Here is a 15,128-nt window from a genome sequence, read left to right on the forward strand (position 1 = left end):
GTCAGCTTTCCGGAACGAGGAAGATCGCGGCGAGCGGTGGAATGGTGAGGCGAAGCTCGGGGGCCTTGCCGTCGGCGGCATGAACCTCGCCGATGTTGCCGACATTGGTGCCGCCATAATGGGCGGAGTCCGAATTGAACACCTCTTTCCACTTGCCGGCAAAGGGCACGGGGACGCGATAGTTGCGATAGACGTTGGGTGAGAAGTTGATGATCACGAGACACCGTGCGTGCTCGTCAAATCCCTTGCGCAGCCAGGCGAACACGTTGCGGTTGGCGTCATCCGTGATCAGCCATTCGAAGCCGGCCTGTTCGCAATCCATCTGGTGCAGCGCTGGCACCGCGCGATAGAGCCGGTTGAGGTCGCGGATCAACGCCTGGATGCCGGAATGCGACTTGTATTCGAGCAGGTGCCAGTCGAGCGACTGGTCGTGATTCCATTCGCGGCTTTGCGCGATCTCCGCGCCCATGAACAGCAGCTTCTTGCCGGGATGGCCGAACATGAAGCTGTAATAGGCGCGCAAATTCGCAAAGCGCTGCCATTCGTCGCCCGGCATGCGGCCCAGGATCGAACGTTTGCCGTGCACGACCTCGTCATGCGACAGCGGCAGGATGAAGTTCTCCGAGAAAGCGTAGTGCAGGCCGAACAGGATCTCGCCGTGATGATGCTTGCGGTGGATCGGGTCCTTGCTGATGTAGTTCAGCGTATCGTGCATCCAGCCCATATTCCACTTGTAGCCGAAGCCGAGCCCGCCGAATTCGACCGGGCGCGAGACCTGCGGCCATGCGGTGGATTCCTCGGCTGCCGTGGTCGCCTGCGGGAAGCGCGCGAACAATTCGGTGTTGAAGCGGCGCAGGAACGCGATCGCCTCGATGTTCTCACGGCCGCCATACTGGTTCGGAATCCAGGCGCCGGGGGGGCGGCTGTAGTCCAGATAGAGCATGGACGCGACCGCATCGACGCGCAGGCCGTCGATCGCATAACGCTCGAGCCAGAACAGCGCATTCGACACCAGGAAGTTCGTCACTTCGGTGCGGCCGTAATTGTAGATCAGGGTGCCCCAGTCGAGGTGGCGGCCCTGGAGCGGATTGGCATGCTCGTAGAGCGAGGTGCCGTCGAAGCTGCCGAGCCCGTGCGGATCGTCCGGGAAGTGGCCGGGCACCCAGTCGAGCAGCACGCCGACGCCCTCGCGATGGCAGGCATCGACCAGCGCGGCAAAATCCTCAGGCCCGCCGAAGCGGCTGGTTGGCGCATAGAGGCCGGTCGGCTGATAGCCCCAGGAGCCGTCGAACGGATGCTCGCTGACGGGCAGGAATTCGAGATGGGTGAAGCCCATGTCGCGCGCATAGGCCGGCAGCTGTTCGGCCAGCTCGCGATAGGTGAGCCATTCATCGCCGTTCTTGCGCCGCCAGGAGCCGAGATGGACCTCGTAGATCGACATCGGCGCCGAGAGCGCGTTGATGCCATCCGGCGCCGGGCGGGGACGTGCGAGATGCGCCTCGTCGAACACGATGGAAGCCGTCTTCGGCCGCACCTCGCTCGCAAACGCCATGGGATCGGACTTCAGCGGCAACTGGTGGCCGTGCGGCCCGATGATATCGAACTTGTAGTGATCGCCGCCCTTGGCGTGCGGGATGAACAATTCCCAATAACCGGCACCGCGCACCCGCATGGGATGGCGCCGCGCGTCCCAGAAATTGAAATCGCCGACCACGGACACGCGCCGCGCATTCGGCGCCAGCACGACGAAGCCGATGCCGTCGATGCCTTCGAGCCGCATCGGATGCGCGCCGAGCTTGTCGTAGAGGCGCTGATGGGTGCCTTCGCCGAGCAGATAGAGATCGAAGTCGGTCAGGATCGGCGGGAAGCGATAGGCGTCCTCGAACTCGACGATGTTGTCGCCGAACCTGGCGCGGAGCTGGTAGCGCTTCGAGCCGTTCGGCAGGGCGCCGATGAACAGGCCTGAATCGTGGACGCGATCGAGCTTCGCCACCTCGCCTTGTTCGCCCACCGCCTCGACATTGGAGGCCTCGGGGAGGAACGCGCGCACCACGCTCTTGCCGCCTTCGGGATGCAATCCGAGATAATGGAAGGGGTCGGAGTGGCGGCCCTCGATGATCGCGTAGGCCTCGGCTGGCAGTTTAGGCATGGGCTTCGCTCTCATTGGACAGAATGCGAAGCAGTCCGGTCAGCGGCGCACGGAGCCCCTCAGGCCGGTGAGACAGCTCGAACTCTACTTCGTCGAAGGCCTGATCAAGCAGGAAAAACCTTAACAGGCCTTCCGCGGATTGCCGATCTTCCGGCCACACTCGGCGATCGGTCATGGCTTCGCGGTAGGCGTTAAGGAATGTCGCGGCGGCGCGTTCGCGCCATTCGCCGAGTGCGGTGGCGAGCCGGTCCTGCTCGTCGGATGCGCCCGTGAGCGCGCGGCTGAGCGCTGCGTTGACCGAAAGCTCAATCGAGCGGATCAGGCTGGCGACGTCACGCGCGGCAGGCAGCCTGCGCCGCTTGTCGGCCAGCGCGAGATGCGGATTGCCGTCGAAATCGATGATGAAGATATCGTCCTTCACGATCAGAGTTTGCCCGAGGCGGAAGTCGCCGTGATGACGGATGTTCAACCCGGTGATGCCGGATGGCAAGAGGGCGTCGAGGTGGTCGGGCAGGGTCGCACGCAGCGCGACGAGCCGATCGATCAGCGGCCGGTCGGCTTCCCGCAGGCCGTCGCGGCTGTCGGCGAGCCGTTCAAAAACACGCTCGGCCCGTGCCTTGAGGTCGGAGGCCCAGCGTTTGACGTCGGCGGGGCCGATCGGCTCCGGTGCGAGATTGTCGGGCTTGGCGGCGGCCAGCGCCACATGCAGGTCGGCAAGCCGCCGGCCGATCTGCGCCACGAAGTGCAGATAGGGTGCCTGCTCCTGGGTCTCGCGGGGCGCCTCGCCCATCGGCGCCAGCCGCTGCTCATCGACGTAGCGGTCGAGATAGCCGTTGGTGACGGCCCAGCCGTCGCCCTGGTTCTCGACATAAGCGTGCAGCACGCCAACCGCGCTGCTTCTATCGCCCTCGATCAGCTCGACGCTGCCGAGCAGCGCGGGCGCATTGGCGAAGCGCGCGACCTCGGTGAGATAGCGGCCGATCTCGATCTCGGGATTGATGCCGCTTTCGAGCTGGCGATGAATTTTGGCGACGTACTGGTTGTCGACCAGCGCCGTGCTGTTCGACTGCTCGATGGTGCGGATGCGTCCGGGCTCCTTGATGGTGTAATCGGCAAACCGGCTGGTCGCCTTGAATTCCAGCCGCAGATTGTTCTCATCCACCACCAGGTTCTGCGACAGGCCCCGCAGGAAAAGCCCGATGAAGATCTGCTCGGTTGCTACGTCGAGCAGCGTGCCTTCGCGCGCGCCCTGGCGCACGGCAGCGAGCGCCTTCGGGTTGAACCGCTCGCGATCGAAGCGCACCCACTCGATCTGCATCGGCAGCACGTAGCGCGTGGTAACGTCGTTCTGCGTGGTCTCGAAGAACGCGATCCAGGGTCTGTTGTCGCCGATGTCGCTGAAAGGCACCGCCGAGGTCAGCGTGGCCTGGATGTGCTTGGGATTGTGCTCGGGATACCAGCGGGTCCGCGACAGGAAGCCCGGCAGCACGTCGCGCTCGAACACACCGCGCTCGCGCGCGAGCGACACCCAGTTCGAATTGACCGGCACCACCAGCGTCTCGAACTCCGGCACCGCGCTTGGCTTCACCGGCTCGGATTTGTCGCGCTCGGTGAGCTGGAACCAGTAGAAGCCGTACGGCCCGAGCGTGATCATGTAGGGCATTTCGCCGATCGCCGGGAAGCGCGTGCGGCCCAGCATCTCCTGCGGGATGCGGTCCTTCCACGGCGACAAGTCGAGCTCGGTCGCCTGCGCGGCGCGCGAGAGGTTGGCGACGCAGAGGATGACCTCGTCGTGGTGCTGCCGGACATAGGCCAGCACCGCGCGGTTGGCCGGGCGGATGAAGGTCATGGTGCCGCGGCCGAAGGCGAGGGTCGACTTGCGCACCGAGATCAGGCGCTTGGTCGCGCTGAGCAGCGAGGACAGGCTGCGCGACTGCGCCTCCACGTTCACCGATTCGTAGCCGTAGACGGGATCCATGATCAGCGGCGCATAGAGGCGGGCCGGGTCGCAGCGCGAGAAGCCGCCATTGCGGTCCGGGCTCCACTGCATCGGCGTGCGGACGCCGTTGCGGTCGCCGAGATAGATGTTGTCGCCCATGCCGATCTCGTCGCCGTAGTAGATGATCGGCGTGCCGGGAAAGGACAGCAGCAGCGAGTTCATCAACTCGATCTTGCGGCGGTCATTGTCCATCAGCGGCGCGAGGCGCCGCCGGATGCCGACATTGATGCGGGCGCGGGGATCGTTGGCGTAGGTGGTCCAGAGATAGTCGCGCTCGACGTCGGTGACCATCTCCAGCGTCAGCTCGTCATGGTTGCGCAGGAACAGCGCCCATTGGCAGCTTGCGGGAATGTCCGGCGTCTGGCGCAAGATGTCGGTGATCGGAAAGCGGTCTTCCTGGGCGATCGCCATGTAGATGCGCGGCATCAGCGGGAAGTGGTAGGCCATGTGGCATTCGTCGCCGCGGCCGAAATATTCCTGCACGTCCTCCGGCCATTGATTGGCCTCGGCCAGCAGCAGCTTGCCCTTGGAATAGGAATCCAGCTCCTGGCGCAGGCGCTTGATGATCGCGTGCGTCTCGGGGAGGTTCTCGTTCGAGGTGCCCTCGCGCTCGCAGAGATAGGGAATGGCATCGAGTCGGAAGCCGTCGACGCCGGCATCCAACCAGCGCTTCATCACCTGGATCAGGGCGCTGACCACCCGCGGGTTGTCGAAATTGAGGTCCGGCTGGTGCGAGAAGAAGCGGTGCCAGTAGAAGGCGCCGGCCTCGTGATCCCAGGTCCAGTTCGACTTCTCGGTGTCGGTGAAGATGATCCGCGTGCCCTGGTATTTCTGGTCGGTGTCGCTCCAGACATACCAGTTGCGGGCGCTCGAGCCCGGATGGCTGCGGCGCGCGCGCTTGAACCATTTGTGCTGGTCGGAGGTGTGGTTGACGACGAGCTCGGTGATGACGCGCAGGCCGCGCCTCTGCGCTTCCTGGATGAAGCGCTTGAAGTCCTTCATCGTCCCGAAATCGGGATTGACCGCGCCGTAGTCGGCGATGTCGTAGCCGTCGTCGCGGCCGGGCGACGGATAGAACGGCAGCAGCCACAGCGCGGTGACGCCGAGCTCCTGGAGATAGGGCAGCTTCTCGGTCAGCCCGGCGAAGTCGCCGATGCCGTCATTGTTGCTGTCGGCAAAAGCCTTGACGTGGAGTTGGTAGATGATGGCGTCCTTGTACCAGAGCTCGTCCACGATCTCGGCAGCCTCAACCTTCTTGGTGTCAACGGAAGACAAAACATTCATGGCGTGCCCCCTTACGCCAGGCAGCGGAACAAGAGCGCCGGATCGCGGTCGGGATCGATACGCAACCTGATTCCGCCCCATTCGATGCGGGACTGTTCGCCGCTGAGGAGGTTTTCGAGTGTCGTCACATGGTGTCGCTGCCCGCCGGCGTCAACCGTGACGTCGCCGAGCGGCAGCCAGCATTCGCGCACATGGCGCGAGAGCGCAATCACGATGACGACGGCGTTGGCGGGATCCGTCGCCTGCTTCACGAAAGCGATCGTCTCGCCGTCCTCGATGCCGAGGAAACGCAAATTGACCGTTTGCTGAAGCGCTCCGTTTTCGTTGCGGATTCGGTTGAGCGCGGCGATGTAGGCCTTGATGTTGCCCGGCTTGTCCCAGTCGCGCTGCTTGATCTGGTATTTCCCGGAATCGAGATATTCCTCGCGGCCCGGCACCGCCGCGTGCTCGAGCAGCTCGAAGCCGCTGTAGATGCCGTAATTGCCCGACAGCGTCGCCGCCAGCGCGAGGCGCGACTTGAACGCCCAGGGCTCGCCGCTCTGGAGGTGATAGGGCAGCAGGTCGGGCGTGTTGACGAACAGGTTCGGGCGATAGAAGTCCCGCTCGGGATAGCGCGTGAGCTCGCCGAGATATTGCTCCAGCTCCCATTTTTCCGTGCGCCACGGGAAATGGGTGAAGGACTGCGCAAAGCCGAGCTTGGCGAGTCCCTTCATCAGCCTCGGCCTGGCAAACGACTTGGAGAACAAGATCACCTCGGGATGGCGGCGGCGGATGTCGCTGATCAGCCAGTCCCAGAACGGAAGCGGCGCGGTGTCGTGATTGTCGATGGCGAAGATGGTGACGCCGTGGTCGATCCAGAACAGCATGGCATCGCGAAACGCGTTCCACAGTCCGCTCCTGTCGACGGAGGCGAAATCGGGAATGACGATGTCCGAATAGGGATCATCCGCCGTCCGCACCGAGCGATCCGGCCGCCACTTGAACCATTCCGGATGCTGCGTCAGCCAGGGATGGTCCGGCGAGCATTGCACGGCGAAGTCGAGCGCGAGCTCGAGGCCGTATTCAAGACAGGTCGCGACCAGCGCGCGAAAATCCTCGATCGTGCCGAGCTCGGGATGCAGCACATCGTGCCCGCCCTCGGCGCTGCCGATCGCATAGGGCGAGCCGGGATCGCCTTCGGTCGCCACCGGCGCATTGTTGCGGCCCTTGCGGCGGGTGTTGCCGATCGGGTGGATCGGCGTGAAATAGAGCACGTCAAAGCCCATCGCGGCGATATCAGGCACGCGCGCGATGCAGTCGCGGAGCGTGCCATGCCGGCCGGGAATCCGGCTCTGGCTGCGCGGCATCATCTGATACCAGGCGCCGAAGCGCGCCTTGTCGCGGTCGACGATCAGCGGGAAGCTCGGCGAGCGGGTCAGGTCGGGCCGCGGCTGGCTCTCAGCCATGGCCGCGCCGAGATCGGCTGCAAGCAGCGAGCCGACATCCCCGGTCTGAAGATAATCCTCGCATTGCTTCACGATGACCGCCGCGGCGTCCTGCCGGGCGCTATGCGCCTTGGTCAGGAGGCCGGCGCCCTCGATCGCATCGAGGCTGACGTCCGCGCCGGCGCGCCGTTTGCGCTCAACCCCGTGAGACCAGGTGGCGAATTCGTCGGTCCACGCTTCGATCGCGTAGACATGTTGGCCGGGCTCGACGGCTGTGAAGGCGCCGGACCAGCGGTCATTGCCGTGATGGATCATCGGCTCACTCCGCCATTCCCGGTCCTGCTCGCGGCGCCAGACCAGCGCGGCTCCGATCACTCCGTCGCCGCCGCGGTAGATGTCGGCCCAGACCTCGACCCGTTCGCCGGAGATCCGCTTCACGGCGAAGCGCCCGGCGTCGATCAAGGGATAGACGTCTTCGATGAGGAAAGCACTGCCGGCTGCGGCACTCTCGACAGTTTGAATTGTCTTGTTCACGGTGATGCCATTGACAAGAAAGCAGGAGCCCGTTTCCCTTGTCGGGAACCTACGCTTGGTACCTATATAGAAAGCCGCTTGTGTGTCATTGGTTCCCTTGGGAACGGCGGGCGCAGCTTGCGAGTTACCCTTGACTAACCTCTTCCGCGACCTCGTTAAAATCGATGCCCCCGGCCGAATGATGGCCTGCAAGCTGCGTGCCGAATGGATCTTTTAGCTCAAGCCCGGATCAAGGGCGTTCAGTCCGAATTCGTCGATGCCCTCGGAAAGCTGCGGGTCACCGATCCCGTGGCCCTCAAATCCATCCTCGAGGCCCTGCCGGAGAAGCGGGTTTACCGCTTCGTCGGCGGGCCCGTGGTGGTGCGCGCCCTGGGACATCCGCGCACCGAATTGACGACGGTCGGCGCGCCGCCGCTGCAATGGAAATTGCGCGCAAACGGCAATGTGATCGCGCAAGGCGAGACGCGAGAGCCCGTGATCGCCTGGCCCGCCGGCCTGCCGCTCGGTTATCACCGGTTGACGCTGACCGATGCCGAAGGTGCTGCGGAAGAGGTGCCGATGATCGTGGCGCCCGAGCGCGCCTTTGGCGGCGAATTCGACCGTGGCTGGCTGCTTGCCGTGCAGCTCTACAGCGTCCGCTCGGACCGCAATTGGGGCATTGGCGATTTCACCGATCTCGCCGATCTCGTCCGGCTCGCCAGGCAGCTCGGCGCCGATGGCGTCGGGCTCAATCCGCTGCATGTCCTGTTCGACAACCACCCCGCCGATTGCAGCCCCTATTCGCCGAACAGCCGGCTGTTTCTCAACCCGCTCTATATCGACGTCGAGGCGATCCCGGAATTTTCCGCCGACCTCGTCCCCGACGCGGCTGCGACCGCCGCGCGGCTGCGCGAAGGCGACCGCGTGCCCTATGCCGACATGGCGGCGCTGAAATGGCTCGGCCTGCGCGCCGCCTACAACAGTTTCGTGACACGCGCGAGCGAGGTGCGCCGCAAGGAGTTCGACGCCTTCCGCGCGGACCGCGCGCCGCTGTTGTCCCGCTTTGCCTGCTTCGAGGTGCTGCGGCATCGCTTCACCAGACCGTGGTGGGAGTGGCCGCAAGAGTGGCAGCAGCCGGATGAAGCCAAATGCGCCGAGCTCCGCAACGGTCCCGACAAGCGCGAGGTCGAGTTCGTCGAATTCGTGCAATGGACGGCCGATAGCCAATTGCATGCCGCCAAGGAGTTGGCCGGCCGGCTTGGCATGCGCGTCGGGCTCTATCTCGACGTCGCCGTCGGCGTGCAGTCCAACGGCTTCGACGCCTGGAACGAGCAGATGGCGATTTCGCGCCATCTCGCCGTCGGCGCGCCGCCCGACGTGCTCAACACCGTCGGACAGGATTGGGGCCTTGCCGGCTTCAATGCCGGTGGCCTGGAGGCGCAATCCTTCGTGCCGTTTGCCGACATGCTGGCCGCCTCGATGCGCCATGCCGGCGCCATCCGGCTCGATCACGTGCTGGGCTTGAAGCGGCTGTATCTGGTGCCGCGCGGCTTCAAGCCGGACAATGGCGCCTATGTGCAGATGCCGTTCGAGGCGTTGCTCGGCGCCGTGGTGCGCGAGAGCGCGGCGAACAAATGCATCGTGATCGGCGAGGACCTCGGCACCGTGCCGGAAGGCTTCCGCGAGACCATGCAGGATTTCGGCATCTGGTCCTACCTCGTCATGATGTTCGAGCGCGACGATGCCGGCCATTTCCGCAATACCGATCATTACCGGCCCAATGCGCTGGTCACGCTGAACACGCATGATCTGTGCACCTACGCAGGCTGGCGCTCCTTCAGCGATCTCAGGATGAAGCGCTCGCTCGGGCTCGACCCCGGCGAGGACGACCAGGCGCGCTGGGATGCGCTCGGCAGGCTCGACGAGATCCTGCGCCAGAACGGCATCAACGCCAACGATCTCTATTCGGTGCTCGCCTTCCTGTCGCGGACGCCGTCGCGTCTCCTGGCGGTGTCGCTGGAGGATCTGCTCGGCGTGATCGACCAGCCCAACATTCCCGGCACGATCGATGAGCATCCGAACTGGCGCCAGCGTCTGCCGGTCGCACTCGACAAGATCGCCGCCAAGGTTGATCTTACGGCCTTGAAGGCGGCGACGCGGGAACGCTCGTTGACCGGCGGGAGTTGAAAACGGCGGATTTTCCGGGGCTCGTAACACATTGGCTCAGAGGATCGAGGACTATGCGCTGATCGGCGATTGCGAGACCGCAGCGCTGGTCGGGCGCGACGGCTCGATCGACTGGCTGTGCTGGCCGGCCTTCGATTCCGATGCCTGCTTTGCCGCGATCCTGGGCACGCACAAGAACGGCCGCTGGCTGATCGCGCCAAGCGAGGACGCGACCTCCATCTCGCGCCGCTATCTCGGCAACACCCTCATCCTCGAAACGCGCTTCGAGACCGAGAGCGGCACCGTCGCGCTGATCGACTTCATGCCGCCGCGCGGCAAGGCCTCCGACATTGTGCGGCTGGTCCGCGGCCTCACGGGCACGGTGAAGATGCGGATGGAACTCGTCATCCGTTTCGGCTTCGGCGTCGACATTCCCTGGGTGCGGCGCATCGACCATTCGTTGCTGGCGGTCGCCGGCCAGGACATGACCGTGCTGCGCACGCCGGTCGAGACCCGTGGCGAGGATCTGACCACCGTTTCCGGCTTCGAAGTGAAGGCCGGCGAGACGGTGCCGTTCGTGCTGACCTACGGCCCCTCGCATCTCGATCCGCCCGAGCCGATCGATCCGGAGATCGCGCTCCAGGAGACCGAAAAGTTTTGGCAGGAGTGGTGCAGCCAGTGCACCCGCGACGGCGACTATCACGATCTGATCGTGCGCTCGCTGATCACGCTGAAGGCGCTGACCTTCGATCCCACCGGCGGCATCGTCGCGGCGCCCACCACCTCATTGCCGGAAAAGCTCGGCGGCGCCAGGAATTGGGATTACCGCTTCTGCTGGCTGCGCGACGCCACCTTCACGCTGCTGGCGCTGATGAACTCGGGTTACACCGAGGAAGCCTTGGCCTGGCACAATTGGCTCTTACGCGCGGCGGCAGGCTCGCCGGCGAACATGCAGATCATGTACGGCATCTGGGGCCAGCGGCGCCTGCTGGAATGGGAAGCGGGCTGGCTCGACGGTTATGAGGGCGCCCAGCCGGTGCGTGTCGGCAATGCCGCGCATGCGCAGCTCCAGCTCGATGTCTATGGCGAGCTGATCGACGCCTTCCACCAGTCGCGCATGGCCAGGCTCAAGCTCGACGACGAGACGACCTGGGCGCTGGAATGCGCCGTGCTCCAGCATCTCGCCGAGGTCTGGGACCATCCCGATCACGGTATCTGGGAGCGGCGCGGCCAGCCCAGGCACTACGTCTTTTCCAAGGTGATGACCTGGGTCGCGTTCGACCGCGGCATCAAGAGCGCCGAAACATTTGGCTTCAAGGCGCCGCTGCTGCATTGGCGCGCCTTGCGCGAAGCCATCCATCGCGACGTCTGCAACAAGGGATTTGACGCGGAGAAAAACGCCTTCGTCGAGTCCTACGGTTCGAAGGTGCTCGACGCCAGCGTGCTGCTGCTGCCGGCGGTCGGCTTCCTGCCGGCGCAAGACCCGCGCATCCGCGGCACCATCGCCGCCGTCGAAAAGCACCTGATGCGCGACGGTTTCGTGCTGCGGCACGATCCGCGTGAGGTGTCCGAGGAGACGCAGCCGATCGAGGGCGCGTTCCTGGCCTGCAGCCTGTGGCTGGCCGATGCGCATGTGCTGGCCGGCGATCTCGACAAGGCGCAGATCCTGCTCGATCGGGTGGTCGGTATCGCGAACGATGTCGGGCTCTTGGCCGAAGAATATGATTCAGGCGCCCGGCGCCAGACCGGAAACTTCCCCCAGGCGCTGACCCACATCGCGCTGATCAACACCGCCCACAATCTCTCCGCGGCAAGGCAGGAGAGCGAGAAGCCGGCTGTGCAGCGGTCGAAGTAAGGGGGGCGGCACTCTCTCCGGTCCCCCGCGGGGGGAGGGAACGCACCTCCGTCGCGCGCCAGTCGAGTCTATCTCATCAGATCTCAGCCAACCCCATTCCACTTCAGGATCATCGCCATCGCTTCCGCAAAGCCATCCTGCTCATTGGTCGCGGTGACGTGGGTGGCCTGGTCCTTGACACTGTCGGTGGCATTGCCCATCGCGATCGAGGTGCCGCTGACGCGGAACATCGCGAGGTCGTTCTGCATGTCGCCGATGGTGGCGACCGCGTCGGTGGAAATGCCAAGGCGCTTGGCCATCGCCTGCACGAAGGTGCCCTTGTCGAAGCCGGGCGGCGTGATGTCGAGATAATAGGTCTGCGAGCGCACCGCGGTCGCCTCGCTGCCGAGCGCCTCCTGCATCGCCTTTTCACAGCGCTCGAGCCCGGCGGCGTCGGCGCTGGCGCCGACGATCTTGCAGGCACTTGAGAGGTACGGCGAAAAATCCGTCACGATGGTCGGGGCGGAGCGGATCGTGTGCTGCTCGTGCGCGACGTATTTGCCGTTGGGGTTGTCGATCAGCCATTTGTCGTAGGTGAACAGCCAGATGTCGGCGCCGAACTCCCGGAGGATCTGCAAGGACCGTTCGGCGGCGCTCGCCGGGATCAGGTGCTGCTCGACCGGATGCATCTCGGGATCGACGATCGAAGAGCCGTTGAACGGGCCGACCGGCAGCCAGAGCGCCAGCGGCTCGATCAGGAACCGCATGCCGATCGCGGGGCGGCTGGAGGTGATGGTGAAGCCGATGCCGGCCTGGTGCAGCCGCTGCACCGCGGACCTCGCACGCTCCGTCAGCGTCTTGTCCTTGGTCAGCAGCGTGCCGTCGACGTCGGAGACCACGAGTGAGATTTTCGTCATGGCAGGACCTCGAGTTTCTTGGCCTCAGCGTTTCGCGCCGCCCAATTTCAGCTGTCGAACCACGCCGTCCACGATCGCCTCGACGGATTCGTCGATCGAGACGGTGATGACGTGCTCGCCCGCCTCGGGCGGCTCCAGCGTCGTGAACTGGCTCGTCAGCAGTTCGGGCGGCATGAAATGGCCCTTGCGTTGCGCGAGGCGGGCGGCAATCAGCTCCTTGGTGCCCCTCAGGAAGACGAAGCGGACGTCGTCGCGTCCGCGCAGCAGCACGTCACGATAGGCGTGCTTCAGCGCCGAGCAGGCGATGATCACGTGCTCGCCCTTGCCGCAAACCCGCGCGATCTCGTCGGCGATGGCGTTGAGCCAGGGCCAGCGGTCCTCGTCGGTGAGGGGGTGGCCGGCCCGCATCTTCTCGACATTGCTGGCGGGGTGAAAGCTGTCGCCGTCCTCGAAACGCCAGCCGAGCCGCTGCCCGAGCGCCTCCGCAACCGTACTCTTGCCCGAACCCGACACGCCCATCACGATCAACGCACAAGGTGCTTCAACGCCCGCCACGAATTCCCTCCGGAAGCGCGGCCCTATCGACCAGCCAGACGGTCTCACCATTCGAGCGCGCGCGTACAGCCGGCAGAGTCTCGCCATTGAGCAGGCGCGTCAAGATCGGCTGCTTGTCGTGCCCGGCAATCTCGAACAGCATTTCGCGGCAGGAGGCCAAGGCGGGCAGGGTCAGCGAGACCCGCGGCACGAACGGCGCGACATTGGCCTTGGGGACGCCGACCACCCAGCGTGTGGTCTCCTCGATCGCGGGGTAGCCGGGGAAGAGCGAGGCGGTGTGGCCGTCCGGGCCCGCGCCCATCAGGACCATGTCGAACAGCGGCCGTGCCGGATCGAGGTTTTTGGCGCCGTAAAAGGACTGAAGCTCGCGCGCATAGGCCTCGGCACCCGCTTCGGGGCTTTCGGCCGTGGTCGGGATCGGGTGAACATGCCCGGACGGCGCATTGCGGTCGAGAAAGGTCGCGCGTGCGACCGCCATGTTGTTGAGCGGATCGCTCTCAGGGACGAAACGCTCGTCACCGATGAACCAGTGCACGCGGTCCCATGGAATCTTGCCGCGCCAGGCGTCGCTGCCAAGCAATTGATAGAGCTTCTTCGGGCTGGAGCCGCCGGTGAGGCAGATCGCGATCCGCCCGGGATTGGCTGATATCCGCGCCATTACCCGCTCGGCTGCGGCCTGCGCCAGCACGTCGGCGTCGGCCTCGACGATCAGCTTCGGCTGGCCGGACGCCGCCATCACGAATATTTCCGCCAGCTGCGCCCGTCGCGGCGCAGCAGCTCGTCGGCGCATTTCGGCCCGTCGCTGCCGGCTTCATAGGTCTCGATGCCGTTGGTGCCTTCACTTTTCCAGGCGTCCAGGAACGGCTGCACCGCCTGCCATCCGGCCTCGATGCCGTCGGCGCGCTGGAACAGGATGTTGTCGCCGATCATGCAGTCGTAGATCAGCGTCTCATAGCCGGTTGAGGGATCTGCGCGGAAATAGTCGCCGTAGCGGAACTTCATCTCGACACCGTCGATGGTGACGCTCGGCCCTGGGATCTTGGCGTTGAACTGAAGCTCGATGGTCTCGGTCGGTGCGATGCCGATGGTGAGGAAGTTCTGCGACAAGCGGTCGACCGTCGTCCCCGAAAACATCGACAGCGGCGCTTGCTTGAACTTGATCGCGACTTCCGTGCGCTTGTGGCCGAGCGCCTTGCCCGTACGCAGATAGAAGGGCACGCCAGCCCAGCGCCAATTGTCGATCATCAGCTTCAGCGCGACGAAGGTCTCGGTCGTGCTGCCGGCCTTGACGTCCTCGGTCTTGCGATAGTCCGGGATGTCGTCGTCGCCGATATGCCCCGCGAGATATTGTGCGCGGACCGAATTCCTCAGCGCTTCCTCCCGGCTCGGCTGCTGGATCGAGGTGAGCACGTCGGCCTTCTCCGAGCGCACGGAATGCGCATCGAAGCGCGCCGGTGGCTCCATCGCGACCAGCGACATCAGTTGGAACAAATGGTTCGGCACCATGTCGCGCAACGCGCCGGTGGCGTCGTAGAAGCCGCCGCGATGGCCAACGCCGAGCTTCTCTTCCACCGTGATCTGGATGTGGTCGATGTGGTTGCGATTCCATATCGGCTCGAACATGCCGTTGGCGAAGCGCAGCACCAGGATGTTCTGCACCGTCTCCTTGCCGAGATAGTGATCGATCCGGTAGATCTGGTGCTCGTCCATGATCTTCAGCAGCTCGGCGTTCAGCGCGCGCGCCGAAGCGAGGTCTGTGCCGAACGGCTTTTCGATCACGAGACGTCGCCAGGCGCCGTTCTCCTTCATCATGCCGGTGCGGCCGAGCTGACGCGCCGTCGGCGCGAACGCCGCGGGCGGGGTTGCCAGATAGAACAGCCGGTTGCCGCCGGTATCCTGCGCGCATTCCAGCGAATCCAGATGCTCGCGCAAGCGATCAAAGGAGGGCGGGTCCTTCGCATCGGCCTCGACGAAGGTCACGCATTCCAGCAGCTTCCGGGCGATGTCGTCGTCCACGGGGCGGGTCGCGAACTGGCGCAGGCCCTTCAACAGGCTGTCGCGCAGCTCGTCGTCCGACTGGCGGTTGCGGGCCACGCCGACGACGCAGAACTTTTCCGGCAGCAGGTGCTCGGCGGCCAGATTGTAGAGCGACGGCATCACCAGACGGTGAGTGAGGTCGCCCGTCACGCCAAAGATGACGAAGGCGCAATTTTCCGGCTTGCGCTTGGCTTGCGGGTCTTTTGTCACGAACGATAGGCCTTCGCTCTGTTACTTGTTACTTCGGCTT

At 64.8% G+C, this 15,128-nt stretch carries 9 protein-coding genes; 2 read left to right on the forward strand and 7 right to left on the reverse strand.

Features of this window, described 5'->3' with window-relative positions; genetic code table 11:
- Window position 1: 1 nt before the first annotated feature.
- From glgB to JQ627_RS16680, 3 genes are read right to left on the reverse strand one after another with little or no spacing between them, the layout of a single operon-like run.
- A complete protein-coding gene (glgB, locus tag JQ627_RS16670; RefSeq protein ID WP_212485250.1) occupies window positions 2-2,149 on the reverse strand; it encodes a 1,4-alpha-glucan branching protein GlgB in 2,148 nt (715 codons plus the stop codon).
- Complete coding sequence (gene treS / locus JQ627_RS16675) at window positions 2,142-5,432, reverse strand: maltose alpha-D-glucosyltransferase (RefSeq protein ID WP_212485251.1); 3,291 nt, start codon at window positions 5,430-5,432, stop codon at window positions 2,142-2,144. Before treS ends, glgB begins: the two co-directional genes overlap by 8 nt.
- 11 nt (window positions 5,433-5,443) lie before the next feature.
- Window positions 5,444-7,390, reverse strand: a complete 1,947-nt coding sequence (locus tag JQ627_RS16680; RefSeq protein WP_212485252.1) for a maltotransferase domain-containing protein — start codon at window positions 7,388-7,390, stop codon at window positions 5,444-5,446.
- Window positions 7,391-7,594: 204 nt separating this feature from the next.
- Between JQ627_RS16680 and malQ the strand changes: the two genes are divergently transcribed.
- Both malQ and JQ627_RS16690 read left to right on the forward strand, forming a co-directional pair.
- Complete coding sequence (malQ, locus tag JQ627_RS16685) at window positions 7,595-9,556, forward strand: 4-alpha-glucanotransferase (protein WP_212485253.1); 1,962 nt, start codon at window positions 7,595-7,597, stop codon at window positions 9,554-9,556.
- A 31-nt stretch (window positions 9,557-9,587) separates the two neighbouring features.
- The gene (locus JQ627_RS16690; protein ID WP_212485254.1) at window positions 9,588-11,390 is read left to right on the forward strand and encodes a glycoside hydrolase family 15 protein; all 1,803 of its coding nucleotides are present in this window, start codon (window positions 9,588-9,590) and stop codon (window positions 11,388-11,390) included.
- Between the two features lie 83 nt (window positions 11,391-11,473).
- Here JQ627_RS16690 and JQ627_RS16695 read toward each other — a convergent pair whose 3' ends face one another.
- The 4 genes from JQ627_RS16695 to zwf are packed head-to-tail and all read right to left on the reverse strand — an operon-like array spanning window position 11,474 to window position 15,088.
- A complete protein-coding gene (locus JQ627_RS16695; RefSeq protein WP_212485255.1) occupies window positions 11,474-12,286 on the reverse strand; it encodes an HAD family hydrolase in 813 nt (270 codons plus the stop codon).
- Between the two features lie 24 nt (window positions 12,287-12,310).
- Window positions 12,311-12,841: a gluconokinase gene (locus tag JQ627_RS16700; protein WP_212485256.1), complete on the reverse strand. Its 531-nt coding sequence runs from the start codon at window positions 12,839-12,841 to the stop codon at window positions 12,311-12,313.
- Window positions 12,828-13,577: a 6-phosphogluconolactonase gene (gene pgl / locus JQ627_RS16705; RefSeq protein ID WP_212485382.1), complete on the reverse strand. Its 750-nt coding sequence runs from the start codon at window positions 13,575-13,577 to the stop codon at window positions 12,828-12,830. The genes JQ627_RS16700 and pgl overlap by 14 nt, the downstream gene beginning before the upstream one ends.
- Entirely contained in the window at window positions 13,577-15,088 is a 1,512-nt protein-coding gene (zwf, locus tag JQ627_RS16710; protein WP_212485257.1) for a glucose-6-phosphate dehydrogenase, read from the reverse strand. The genes pgl and zwf overlap by 1 nt, the downstream gene beginning before the upstream one ends.
- Window positions 15,089-15,128 lie beyond the last annotated feature (40 nt).

The sequence above is a fragment of the Bradyrhizobium liaoningense genome (genome assembly GCF_018130785.1).
GTDB lineage: Bacteria > Pseudomonadota > Alphaproteobacteria > Rhizobiales > Xanthobacteraceae > Bradyrhizobium > Bradyrhizobium liaoningense_A.

Excerpts from the sequence above, each read along its gene's own strand:
- pgl (WP_212485382.1), bottom strand. The coding sequence starts at position 13,577 with ATGGCGGCGTCCGGCCAGCCGAAGCTGATCGTCGAGGCCGACGCCGAC.
- JQ627_RS16695 (WP_212485255.1), bottom strand. The coding sequence starts at position 12,286 with ATGACGAAAATCTCACTCGTGGTCTCCGACGTCGACGGCACGCTGCTG.
- malQ (WP_212485253.1), top strand. The coding sequence starts at position 7,595 with ATGGATCTTTTAGCTCAAGCCCGGATCAAGGGCGTTCAGTCCGAATTC.
- treS (WP_212485251.1), bottom strand. The coding sequence starts at position 5,432 with ATGAATGTTTTGTCTTCCGTTGACACCAAGAAGGTTGAGGCTGCCGAG.
- glgB (WP_212485250.1), bottom strand. The coding sequence starts at position 2,149 with ATGCCTAAACTGCCAGCCGAGGCCTACGCGATCATCGAGGGCCGCCAC.